We start from the raw sequence: 11,754 nt of genomic DNA on the forward strand, positions 1-11,754 counted from the left end.
GCGATAACGCCAGACTGGAGGGTCAACGTTTCTCGAGTGACGGGGAAGTGTGAAGAAATGTGAAGGTGCCTCCCTGTCGACCAGGTTTCCAAGGACGCTCTTTGACTTGGCTCAAGGCGGTGAGCGATGGCGACTGGCAGATATATGTCGCTGCATCCGGTGAGCGGGTTTCAGTCTGCCCTGCGGAATACCGCAATAATGGAGTGCGATCGTTTTGACTGACTGGATCAAGCAGTTTCCGGGCTTGTCCCGTATCGAGCCGGCCGTACGCGACGCGCTGACCCGAAAGAGCGCCATAATTGCGGTCCCGCAAGGCACTGTGATCTTCGGTCCTGGCAAGTCACCCGAGAACCTGCTTCTGCTGCTGGAAGGCAGGGTGCGGGTGCAGCAGGTCTCGGAAGGTGGCCGCGAGATCGTCCTTTATCGGGTCGAGGCTGGACAAAGCTGCGTACTGACGACCGCCTGCCTGTTGGCCCACGAAGACTATTCCGCCCAGGGCATCGCCGAAACCGACGTGCGCGCCGTGGCCATCCCGCGCGCGGTCTTCGATGACCTGGTCTCCCAGTCGGTCGCTTTCCGCAGTTTCATATTCACCGCCTATTCCAAAAGGATCACCGATCTGTTTCAGGTCATCGAAGACATCGCGTTCCAGCGCGTCGATATCCGGCTGGCGCAGAAGCTGATCGATCTGGAACGTGGCGCAAGACAGATCAAAGCCACGCATCAGCAGATGGCAGCCGAACTGGGCACCGCGCGCGAGGTTGTCTCGCGCCAGTTAGGCGAGTTTCAGCGACGGGGATGGATTCGGCAGTCGCGCGGGACGATCGATCTGGTGGATATTGCCGGGTTAGAAAGACTAGCCGCCCTGGATGCGGGATAGATCTCATGGTTTCTCGTGAACAGTAGCTATCGCTGATGCTCAGGGCTCCAACGCTAGAACTCAAAAAGGCCAGAGAGGGCTAGGCGCACACCGGTGAAGAACACGGGCTGCCTGAGGGTCAAAATGGCCTCCGGACGACTTGGAAGCAGTACCCGCGCGGGCGCCAGCCGGGCTCTCCCACGCCCGAGTTCGCACCCAATCTGATCGCCCGGCAAGGCCCGCGAGCCGACCACCACGCCAAGCCGCGACCAATGCTCCGCCAAGATTACCAAGGAACTTGATACCAGCACAGCGGAGACAGGCAGCACAGCCTCGGTATCGCCCCTTTCGCCGCCCCGTCAGCCTGCAAGTCCCGCCATTCACTTCCGCTTGGTGACATCGTCACTGAACGGCGGATCGAAAGGGCATAGACAGGTCCCGTATTCAACAGGAGATCAGGACAATGATTGCCAATGTAGGAACCATAGACCGGGCTCTTCGTCTTGTCCTCGGCGTGGGGCTGATCGCTGCGGCGTTGTTCAGCAGTTGGGACGTCTTTGACAGCGTTGCACTAGAATATGGCGCTGTGGTCGTGGGCATTGTGATGCTGGCGACTGCCATGTTCCGCTTCTGCCCACTCTACGCGGTGCTGGGGGCCACGACGTGCCGGAACTGACCACCATCGAAACCCTTTTCACCCCGTGGCAATCCCTCTCAGGCGGCATTCTGATCGGGCTGGCCTCGGTGCTGCTGATGCTGACCCTTGGCCGGATCATGGGAGCCACCGGCGTCCTGGCAGGTGTTCTGACGCCGTCCGCGCATCCAGATACCGGTTGGCGGCTTGCATTGCTGGCCGGGATGATCAGCGGGCCGCTTGTTACGCTGGCTGTGACCGGGCAGATGCCCGCAGTCGAGGTAACCGTGTCCATGCCGATGCTTCTGGTGGGCGGCGTGCTGGTCGGGATCGGCGTAACCTACGGATCCGGCTGCACCTCGGGACACGGGGTTTGCGGGGTGGCGCGCCTGTCGCGCCGGTCCATTGCGGCAACATTGACCTTCATGCTGACCACCGGGGTGACCGTCTATCTCATCCGTCATGTTCTGGGGGCCTGACACATGCGACTTCTGACGTCCTATCTCATCGGCCTTGTCTTTGGCGTGGGCATTTCGATTTCGGGCATGGCCAACCCAGCCAAGGTGCTCAACTTCTTCGATGTGACAGGCAACTGGGACCCAAGCCTCATCTTCGTCATGGGAGGGGCGGTTATCATCGCCTTCCTTGGTTATCGCATTGTCTTGCGCAGGACCTCGCCGATCATCGACGCGAAATTCCACTTGCCCGACAATCTGCGCATCGACGCCCGTCTGCTCGCCGGCTCGGCCGTGTTCGGCGTGGGCTGGGGCATCGCCGGGTTCTGCCCGGGGGCTGCGCTCCCCGCCTTGGGAACTGGCCGGATCGAGGTCGTCGCCTTCGTGGCGGCGCTGATCGCCGGCATCTTTGGCGCCAAGGGCCTAATGGCCCTGAGCGGTGCGCGCACAGCCCGCGTGCTGCGCCGCGAAACCTGAACCAGAAAGGAGACTGCCGTGACAGATTATCCGATCAACATGTCCGTCAAACCACAGGTCGAGGCATTCTTCGACCCGGCAACCAATACCATCAGCTATGTGGTGAAAGACCCGTCCTCGAACGCCTGTGCCGTGATCGATTCCGTCATGGACATCGACTATGCGGCGGGCCGGATCACCTATGACCATGCCGACGCCATCATCGACCATATCCGCAAGCACGGCCTGAAGCTGGAGTGGATCATCGAGACCCACGTGCATGCCGACCACCTTTCCGCCGCGCCCTACATTCAGAGCGCTCTCGGCGGCAAGATTGGCATCGGCGACAAGATCATGGTCGTTCAGGACACGTTCGGCAAGATTTTCAACGAAGGCACCGAGTTCCAGCGCGACGGCAGCCAGTTCGACGCCCTATTCGAGGATGGCGACACCTACAAGATCGGCAACATGCAGGCGGTGGCAATCTACACCCCCGGCCATACGCCGGCCTGCATGGTTCATGTCATGGGTGACGCGGCTTTCGTGGGAGATACACTGTTCATGCCCGATGGCGGATCGGCGCGCGCCGATTTCCCTGGCGGCGATGCCGCCACACTTTACGACAGCATCCAGAAGGTGCTGGCTTTGCCAAACGAGATGCGCCTGTTCATGTGCCACGACTACGGTCCCAATGGCCGCGACATCCAGTGGCAAACCACGGTGGCCGCGGAAAAAGAACACAACATCCATGTCGGCAAAGGAGCCACCAAGGAGCAGTTCGTGAATTTGCGCACCGAACGCGACGCAACGCTGGCGATGCCAAAACTCATCATCCCGTCGCTCCAGGTGAACATGCGCGCAGGCGAGGTGCCGACCGACAAGGACGGCCGGCCAATGCTCAAAGTACCCATCAACGCGCTTTGACCTCTGACCTCCATTCAAGGACAAGAAAATGCAGGACATCAAACACATCACGCCGGATTTCGCGGTCAGCCCGCAGATTGCGCCTGTACAACTCGCCGACCTGAAGGCCGCGGGCTTTACAACAGTGATCTGCAACCGCCCCGATCACGAGGATGCAGGCCAGCCAAGCTTTGCCGAGATCAAAGCCGCCGCCCTGGTCGCAGGGCTTGAGGCGTTCCACATTCCGGTCACGCCAGGTCAAGCAACCAGGGTTGACGTTGTCGCTTTCGACACCGCCGTGGCCACGGCTCAAGGCAAGGTTCTGGCCTATTGCCGTACGGGCGCCCGGGCGCAGAGCCTCTTTGCCGCGATCCAGGGATGAACCCGGCACAGTCTGCCCCTTTCTGCAGACGCATTGAAGCCGCCTCTCTTGGACCATGAAGAACCCAGAAAAGTCTCGTCCCATGTCCGCCATATCGCTCGCCCGCTATCTTCCGATCCTGCAATGGGGCCGGACCTATGACCGTCACGCCCTGACGGGCGACCTGCTGGCGGCAGTGATCGTGACGATCATGCTGATCCCTCAGTCGCTGGCCTATGCGCTTCTGGCGGGATTGCCGCCGGAAGCCGGGCTCTATGCCTCGATCGCGCCAGTCATCCTTTACGCGATCTTCGGTACCAGCAGGGCGTTGGCCGTGGGACCAGTGGCGGTGGTGTCACTGATGACGGCCGCTGCCATCGACAACATCGTCGAACAGGGGACCATGGGCTATGCCGTGGCCGCCCTCACCCTTGCAGGATTGTCTGGGGCAATCCTGCTGGCGATGGGGCTCCTTAAGCTGGGATTTCTCGCCAACTTCCTGTCACATCCCGTCATCGCAGGCTTTATCACAGCATCCGGCATCCTCATTGCGACCAGCCAGATCAAACATATTCTGGGCGTAAGAGCAGGTGGCGACACTCTGCCTGCAATGGTCGTATCACTGGCCGACAACCTCATTGCGACCAACTGGATCACCCTGGTGATCGGGATCGGTGCCACCGGGTTTCTGTTCTGGGTCCGCAAGGGTTTGAAACCGATGCTGCGCCAACTCGGCCTTGGCCCGCGCCTGGCGGATGTGGTGACCAAGGCCGGTCCGGTGCTTGCCGTGGCCGTGACGACGGTCGCAGTCTGGGGCCTCGGACTGGATGCAAAGGGAGTGCAAATCGTTGGTGACGTGCCACAGGGCCTGCCGCCGCTAACGCTGCCCTCATTTTCCACCAATCTGATCGGGCTTCTGCTGCTTCCCGCATTGTTGATTTCGGTCATCGGGTTCGTGGAATCCGTCTCGGTCGCGCAGACGCTCGCCGCCAAGAAACGACAGCGGATAGACCCCGACCAGGAACTGATCGGACTGGGCGCCGCCAACATCGGGGCGGCTTTCACGGGAGGATACCCGGTGACGGGTGGCTTCGCTCGATCGGTGGTAAACTTCGATGCAGGGGCCGAGACGCCTGCCGCCGGCGCCTTTACCGCAATAGGGTTGGCCGTCGCAGCCATAGCGCTAACCCCGCTGATATACTTCCTCCCCACGGCCGCCTTGGCCGCGACGATCATCGTGGCGGTGCTTTCGTTGGTCGATTTCTCGATCTTGAAGCGCAGTTGGACCTACTCGAAGGCAGATTTCGTCGCCGTGGCCTCGACGATCGCTCTGACCCTCGCGATGGGCGTAGAGACCGGCGTATCAACGGGAGTGGTGCTATCCATCGTACTACATCTCTACAGATCCTCGCGTCCACATATTGCAGAGGTTGGCCTTGTTCCAGGCACCCAGCATTTCCGCAATATCCGACGCCACACCGTCCTCACCGACCCTACCCTTCTCACCATCCGCATCGACGAGAGCCTCTACTTCGCCAACGCTCGTTTTCTCGAGGATTACGTCGCCGATCGCGTCGCCTCCGATTGCCCGATCAGAAACGTGGTGGTGATGTGCTCTGCCATCAACGAGATCGATCTCAGCGCACTGGAAAGCCTGGAGGCGATCAACCATCGCCTGGGGATGATGGAAGTGAAGATGCACCTGTCGGAAGTGAAAGGCCCGGTGATGGACCGGTTGAAAAGATCCCATTTCCTCGATGCGCTGACGGGGCAGGTGTTTCTGTCGCAATACGACGCGATGCAGACCCTTGCCCCCAAACAGGGCCTGAACCACCCGGACAACCCAAGTCATGCCGCGAGCACCTGTTCAAGGTCAGATCCGGGGTAAGCCGTGACATCACCTCTCGCCTTGACCGATGCGGGTGCGTCCCCCATCGTCGAATTGGCTCCTGGGCAGCGTCCGCTTTTGGATGGCTCGAAACAGGCGTTCGACACGGCCCGCAAGCGGCTGGGGGATCCGCGTCGAGATGATGGCTCGGACATCCGCTCCTGGGCGGCATGCAGAGAGAACTGGTCGGCACGGCTCAAGGTCGGCCCTCAGTGGTGAGGGCTCGGCGCAGCCGACGAATGACAGCAGACCGTCCGCGTTCGTCCGCCTGCTGACTGACGGCCTGGCTTACATCGAGCAGCAATTCCGATAACTCGTTGTGCCAATCAAGGCGGGCGACCTTGCCCGGCAACAGACGCTTCGGTTCGTTGAAATCAACCCTTTGCGCGCCGGCCCTACCGAGATCGAAGGCTTCGTCGAGTTGCGGCGCAATGATACGTTCCGGAGAGACGAATGCCGCCAAGCGTGCCTTCAGTCCGGACAGGCCAGTTTCTTCGCCATGGGTCAGGAATACCCCTTTATGGATAGGCAGGCGCGCCCTTACCCAATCCTCGAGCTCGCTGGCATCGGCGTGGCCCGAATACAGGTCGAGCAGTCTGATCCGAGCCTTGACTTGAAACTCCTCTCCCTGAATTCGTACCCGTTCGGCCCCGTCGAGGAGTATGCGTCCCAGCGTTCCCTGTGCCTGAAATCCGGCAAGCATCACTGTTGCGTTCCTTCGCCACAGATTCGCCTTCAGATGGTGTCGGATGCGACCTGCATCGCACATGCCGCTTGCTGCGATCACGACGTAGAACCCGCTAAGGCGATTGATCGCCTTGCTTTGCTCAACCGTTTCCGTGAAGCGAATTTCACGAGAACTGAGGGCCTGCCTGAGCGCATCGCCTTCCTGGATTTCGTCGGCATGTCGCTCGAAGATTGTGCTGGCGCGAGTGGCTAGCGGCGAATCCACGAAGACATCGGCCTTGGGAATCTGCTCTTCGCGCATCAACCAGAACAGGTCGACAAGCAACTCCTGCGTTCGTTCGACGGCAAACGATGGGATGATAAGCGGACCACTTGCGGCGAGCGCGCCTTGCACTTCTTGCAAGAGCAGGGACCTACGTCGCTGAGGGGTGATTTCTCCTCGCTCCCGATCTCCGTAGGTCGATTCGCAAATCAGATAGTCGACATCCGTCGGCGCTTCCGGATCCGGCTGCAGAAGTTTGTGGGCCGGACCGACATCTCCGGAAAACAATAGTCTGAGCGGCTTGTCCGAAAAATTGATCTCAATTTCGACTGAAGCGGACCCCAACAGATGCCCGGCGTTCCAGAACCTAACCCGAACACCAGCTACGACTTCGAACCATTCTTTATATTGCCTGGCATGGAAGAGCGTCATGCACTTTGCCGCGTCTTCCGCCGTGTATATGGCGGCTACTGCCATACGACCCCGTTGGGCGTTGCGGCGATTGAGGTGCTCAACTTCCATTTCCTGGATGTGAGCGCAATCGGGCAGCATGACCGAGCAGAGATCGATCGTGGCTCGGGTAGCATGTATGGGGCCGGAGAACCCATGCTTCATCAGCTTGGGAAGCAACCCACTGTGATCGATGTGGGCATGGGTCAGCACGACCGCGTCAATCCTGCTCGGATCGAATGGAAAGTCTCCGTAATTGAGCTCCCGTTCAGATTTCGACCCTTGGAAGAGACCACAGTCGATCAGGATGCGCTCGTTCCCGACTTCAAGCTCGTAACAAGAGCCTGTCACCGCATGAGCCGCGCCATGAAAACGTAGACGTGGCACCATTTCTTGACGCTCCGCGAAGGTTCCCGTTTTGGCGTGGTCCGCCAACCTAGACGCAAGTCTGCCAGGTTTCACTTTGCAAGCCTTGACTGGGGTCAATTTTCGGCCTGCTATTTTGAACCCATCCGGAAGCGGGGTGCAGGCTTGTCATGGCAAGGAAGAGCGCAGGCATACTAGCGTTCAGGCGAACGCAAGGGTTCGTGGAAGTCCTGCTTGCACATCCGGGCGGGCCGTTCTGGAGCAAACGCGATCTTGGCGCCTGGTCCATGCCCAAAGGCGAGTATGCCGACGACGAGGAATCGGAGGCAGCGGCCAGGCGAGAGTTCCAGGAAGAGACAGGCATCGAAGTGACGGGCAAGCTCATTCCGCTCGGAACCGTCCGCCAGCATAGTGGGAAGCTGGTCACCGCCTTTGCCGTGGAAGCCGACATCGAGACGACCGATTTCAAAAGCAACCTGTTTGCCATGGAGTGGCCGCCCCACAGCGGCCAAGACAAGCTCTTCCCGGAGGTGGACCGAATTGAGTGGTTCTCGTTGGCCGACGCGAGCAACAAGCTCGTCGCCGGACAGCGTCCATTGTTGGATTTAATGAGCCAAGCAACTGCGAGCGCAGCCTCTGCGGAAAGATGCTCGGGCCAGTGACTGGGACAATGCCCAGCCATCTATTCACACATAACCGATAGCGCCTGCATCTTGACGATTTCAACCGTTCTCAAGGACACCAGCCGCATGATGCCTTGTCCGCGCAGTCGGGTGAAAACACGTGACACGGTTTCAAGCGACAGGCCTAGATAATCGGCAATGTCTGTCCGTGACATCGGCAGTTCAAAGCGCTCGAGCCCACCCTGACGCTCGAACATGTCCAGCAAAAAGGCGGCAACTCGCTCAGGGGCATTCTGACGGCCGAGAACGAGGAGATGCTCCTGGGCGCGCACCAGGCCGCGCAGCGCCAGAGGCAGCAGCGTTGCCGACAAATCAGCGGTTGCCGACACTCTCATGGAAAGCGTCGAGGTGGCACCGACCGCCTCGGCGAAGAAATGATGGCGACTATCTGCCTCAAATCCGAACACTTCGCCGGGCAGGTGAAATGCAGAGATTTGCCTGCGGCCATCAGCCAGCAGCCTGTAAACCCGAACGCAACCGAATTTCACCACATAGAAGCAGTTCGCGTCGCTGCCTGGGGAGAAAATCTCGGAGCCAGCCGGATGGAATGACGCGGGCATTGGAACTCCGAATGCCGGAAGAGGCATCTGGCCTAAAAGCGCGTCCCAATTGGACTCCGTGGTATTGTCGACCTTGCCCTGAGAATGCATTGCTCTCTCCCGCTGTAACCGGGAGATTCATCGCGCATGAGCCGCTGCGGAGAAATTCGGTTATGTCACTAGGGGACAATACGTAGTCACGTGATGGTTTGGGGGCTGTTAATGCTGCCTGGCACCAAGTCCCGCTTCGATGGCCATTCTCACCAGTTCTGGAAGGCTTCGCGCTTCCATTTTGGACATCACGCTTGCCCGGTGAACCTCGACGGTTCGAGGACTGATATCGAGATCGTAGGCGATCGTTTTGTTGGGGAGGCCCGCAACAACGGCGGCGAAGACCTCGCGCTCGCGTTCGCTCAACAGCGCCACGCGTGAACGAATGGCAGATATGTCCTCGTGAACGGCCTGCCTTCCGAGGCTGGCGATGGCCCGGTCTACGGCCGAGATCAGGACATCGTCCTTGAACGGCTTTTCGATGAAATCGAAAGCTCCTGCTTTCATGGCTTCGACGGCAAGTGGAACGTCGCCATGTCCCGTGATGACGATCGCGGGAATGGCGCAGGATAGCTGGCGGAGCCGCTGAAGCAATTCGATCCCATCTACGTCAGGCATGCGAAGGTCCGTCACCAGGCAGCCATTGCGGATGGTTGGTGCCGCAGACAGGAACGCCAAGGCAGACTCGTGCTGGCGCACAGTGTATCCGGACATGGTAAGCAGGAATGCCAGAGACCTTCTGACCGGTTCCTCGTCGTCGACGATGTGGACGACGCTCTCACCCTTGTCCATCGATCGTCTCCTGTTCAAAAGCAGGCAAGGTGAAGCGGAAAGTGACCCCGCCATGGGCGTTCATCCGCATGCTCAGCTCGCCACCGTGGGCCTCAACGATGCGTTTGGCAATGGAGAGGCCAATGCCCATGCCGCTGGCCTTGGTGGTGACGAAGGGCTGGAAAAGGCGTGCAGCGATTTCATCGGGGATGCCAGGCCCAGTGTCGGAAACTTCGACGGCCACTTCCCCCGGGTTCCCAGAAGCTGTCCGCACGGTGAGCAGCCGTGTGTCGCTATCGCGCATGGCTTCAATGCCGTTGCGCATGAGATTTGTGAGCACCTGCTGGATCTGCACTCTGTCAACCATCACCATCCCTGTTCCGGGCCCGAAATCAAAGACTGAGCGAACGCCTCGCTCTCTTGACCCCATCAGAGCCAGAGCGCCTGCCTCTTCGACAAGCTTATGAATGTCCTCGGGCGCTTTCTCGGTCTCCCCGCGCATCACGAATTCGCGCAGATGGCGAATGATCTCTCCCGCTCGTAGCGATTGCGTCGCAATCTCTTGCAACGCCTCTGGAAGCTGGGAAGCCGCTTGCTCTGGGCGTTCGCGCAGCATGCGGATTGACCCTTGCGTGTAGTTTGCAATTGTCGACAGCGGCTGATTGAGTTCGTGTGCAAGCGTGGAAGCCATTTCGCCCAGCTCGTTGAGGCGGGCAAGCCTGGCAAGTTCGCCTTGAATCTCCTGGAGGCGAGCTGCAGATTCCTCTCGTTCGGTCAGATCCCTGATGAAGCCGGTGAAATAGATCTTGTCGCCGGATTTCATCTCGCCCACCGCAAGCGTCATCGGAAACGTGGAGCCATCCTTCCTGCGGCCGACCACCACCCGGTCGACCCCGATGATGCGCTTCTCGCCAGTGGTCAGGTACCTGCGGATGAAGCCATCGTGACCGCTTCGATACGGCTCCGGCATGAGGATTCGAACATTTTTGCCCCTGACTTCCTCTTCCAGGTAGCCGAACTGCCTGACTGCTGCCGTGTTGAAGGAAACGATGGTTCCATCTCTTTCGATGACAACCGAAGCGTCGAGGACGGTGTCCAGTATCGACTTGAGATGGGCCTCGCGCTCGACGAGCCTGTGCTTCGTTTCCTCATTGACGGTCCAGGCCCTATGCAGGAGTTCACCCATTGCCGCCAGCGCGAACCCAACGAGGGTGAAAACCAGCAGCGCACCGACACCAGTGTTGCCCTCCAACTTGAGCCCGCCAATGTAGAAAGCGCCAATGACGGACAGGGCGACGGAAACCAGTCCGGGGCCTGTGCCGCCTATCATCGCAGCCATGAGAATTGCCGGTACGAAGAGTATGAAAGTGGCGCTGTCAGCCAGAAAGCCATGGAGGAGAATACGCACCAAGAATGCGAATGCCACGACTGAACAGGCAAAAAGGTAAGCTTTTTCCCCTTTGTAAACAGAGGGAAACGTTACCTTGCGGAACTTAGAGATGGCGTCTGCTGCCATACCCGCTTCCTGATGTCCCCTGACCTAACGCCGCCGAAATGCCGGTCAGCATTCCACCCTTGTACATCCATAGATCTTGCAGAGCTATCGGGATCGCGTGCAGGCTGAGAGAGTGGGGCCGCGGGCGCAATCCGTTTGACACAGGTCAATGCAGCCCTGGCTTTCTGCGAGAGACTGGACGCTTTCTGCTGCCGAAGGAGTTCGAAGCATGTCTGACGCCGCTCTCAAGCAGGATGTCCTGGACGAACTCGATTTCGAGCCCAGCATCGATGCGGCCCACATCGGCGTAGCAGTTGATCACGGTGTTGTCACCTTGACTGGACACGTCTCGACCTATGCTCAAAAGGCCGCGACAGAAGCAGCGACGCGACGGGTGAAGGGGGTTAAAGGGATCGCTCAAGAAATCGAGGTCCGGCCCTTCGGAGCCAATGCCACCGCCGATGACGAGATCGCCAGGCGGGCTCTAGACACCCTGGCATGGAATACGACGATTCCAGACAACGCTGTTCAGATCACGGTGCAACGTGGCTGGGTGACGCTTACTGGTAGCGTCACTTGGCAGTACCAGAAGTCCGCCACAACCGATGCCATACATCGGCTGGCTGGCGTGGTCGGCATCTCCAACAATATTGAAATCAAGCCGCACCTGACATCAGCCGATGTCAGCAAGAAGATTAAGTTGGCCTTGATACGCAGCGCTGAAGTCGAAGCTCAAGCAATCCAGGTTTCGGTAGTCGATGGAACTGTCCGGCTGGAGGGCCACGTTCGGACATGGTCAGAGCGCATGGCCGCCGAACGCGCAGCTTGGTCCATCCCCGGAGTGACCCAGGTCGACGACCGAATTTCGGTGAGTTGAAGGCATATTGAGGGACT

Annotated in this window: 13 protein-coding genes; 9 read left to right on the forward strand and 4 right to left on the reverse strand. The window is 59.5% G+C overall.

What is annotated here, in order from left to right; all coding sequences use genetic code 11:
• Positions 1 to 214: 214 nt before the first annotated feature.
• From Amn_RS16285 to Amn_RS16315, 7 genes are all read left to right on the forward strand, one after another.
• Positions 215 to 880 (forward strand): Crp/Fnr family transcriptional regulator, encoded by a 666-nt coding sequence (locus Amn_RS16285; protein WP_083948565.1) that lies wholly within the window; start codon positions 215 to 217, stop codon positions 878 to 880.
• Between the two features lie 442 nt (positions 881 to 1,322).
• Positions 1,323 to 1,535 carry a YgaP family membrane protein gene (locus tag Amn_RS16290; protein WP_192315966.1) on the forward strand — a complete coding sequence of 71 codons (213 nt, stop codon included), beginning with the start codon at positions 1,323 to 1,325 and terminating at the stop codon, positions 1,533 to 1,535.
• Positions 1,523 to 1,972 (forward strand): YeeE/YedE family protein, encoded by a 450-nt coding sequence (locus tag Amn_RS16295; protein ID WP_067961441.1) that lies wholly within the window; start codon positions 1,523 to 1,525, stop codon positions 1,970 to 1,972. Before Amn_RS16290 ends, Amn_RS16295 begins: the two co-directional genes overlap by 13 nt.
• Before the next feature lie 3 nt (positions 1,973 to 1,975).
• Entirely contained in the window at positions 1,976 to 2,425 is a 450-nt protein-coding gene (locus Amn_RS16300) for a DUF6691 family protein (RefSeq protein WP_067961439.1), read from the forward strand.
• 39 nt (positions 2,426 to 2,464) lie between these two features.
• Positions 2,465 to 3,328 (forward strand): MBL fold metallo-hydrolase, encoded by an 864-nt coding sequence (locus Amn_RS16305; RefSeq protein ID WP_067966444.1) that lies wholly within the window; start codon positions 2,465 to 2,467, stop codon positions 3,326 to 3,328.
• Between the two features lie 28 nt (positions 3,329 to 3,356).
• On the forward strand, positions 3,357 to 3,689 hold the full coding sequence (locus Amn_RS16310) for a protein tyrosine phosphatase family protein (RefSeq protein ID WP_067961437.1): 333 nt from the start codon (positions 3,357 to 3,359) through the stop codon (positions 3,687 to 3,689).
• A gap of 55 nt (positions 3,690 to 3,744) precedes the next feature.
• Complete coding sequence (locus Amn_RS16315; RefSeq protein WP_246340644.1) at positions 3,745 to 5,556, forward strand: SulP family inorganic anion transporter; 1,812 nt, start codon at positions 3,745 to 3,747, stop codon at positions 5,554 to 5,556.
• Positions 5,557 to 5,752: 196 nt separating this feature from the next.
• Here Amn_RS16315 and Amn_RS16320 read toward each other — a convergent pair whose 3' ends face one another.
• A complete protein-coding gene (locus Amn_RS16320; RefSeq protein WP_286290475.1) occupies positions 5,753 to 7,345 on the reverse strand; it encodes an MBL fold metallo-hydrolase in 1,593 nt (530 codons plus the stop codon).
• Positions 7,346 to 7,491: 146 nt separating this feature from the next.
• On the opposite strand from Amn_RS16320, the gene Amn_RS16325 reads away from it, so the two are divergent.
• On the forward strand, positions 7,492 to 7,983 hold the full coding sequence (locus Amn_RS16325; RefSeq protein ID WP_286290477.1) for an NUDIX hydrolase: 492 nt from the start codon (positions 7,492 to 7,494) through the stop codon (positions 7,981 to 7,983).
• 20 nt (positions 7,984 to 8,003) lie between these two features.
• On the opposite strand, the gene Amn_RS16330 is transcribed toward Amn_RS16325, so the two are convergent.
• The 3 genes from Amn_RS16330 to Amn_RS16340 form a co-directional block, all read right to left on the reverse strand.
• Positions 8,004 to 8,564 carry a helix-turn-helix domain-containing protein gene (locus Amn_RS16330; RefSeq protein ID WP_083948563.1) on the reverse strand — a complete coding sequence of 187 codons (561 nt, stop codon included), beginning with the start codon at positions 8,562 to 8,564 and terminating at the stop codon, positions 8,004 to 8,006.
• 198 nt (positions 8,565 to 8,762) lie between these two features.
• Positions 8,763 to 9,386: a response regulator FixJ gene (gene fixJ, locus Amn_RS16335; protein ID WP_067961431.1), complete on the reverse strand. Its 624-nt coding sequence runs from the start codon at positions 9,384 to 9,386 to the stop codon at positions 8,763 to 8,765.
• Positions 9,373 to 10,881, reverse strand: coding sequence for a PAS domain S-box protein (locus Amn_RS16340; RefSeq protein ID WP_286290481.1), 1,509 nt, complete (start codon positions 10,879 to 10,881; stop codon positions 9,373 to 9,375). The genes fixJ and Amn_RS16340 overlap by 14 nt, the downstream gene beginning before the upstream one ends.
• A gap of 208 nt (positions 10,882 to 11,089) precedes the next feature.
• Here Amn_RS16340 and Amn_RS16345 point away from each other — a divergent pair, with 208 nt between their 5' ends.
• Complete coding sequence (locus Amn_RS16345; RefSeq protein ID WP_286290483.1) at positions 11,090 to 11,737, forward strand: BON domain-containing protein; 648 nt, start codon at positions 11,090 to 11,092, stop codon at positions 11,735 to 11,737.
• Positions 11,738 to 11,754 lie beyond the last annotated feature (17 nt).

It is taken from the genome of Aminobacter sp. Y103A (genome assembly GCF_030294925.1).
GTDB classification, from domain to species: domain Bacteria; phylum Pseudomonadota; class Alphaproteobacteria; order Rhizobiales; family Rhizobiaceae; genus Aminobacter; species Aminobacter ciceronei.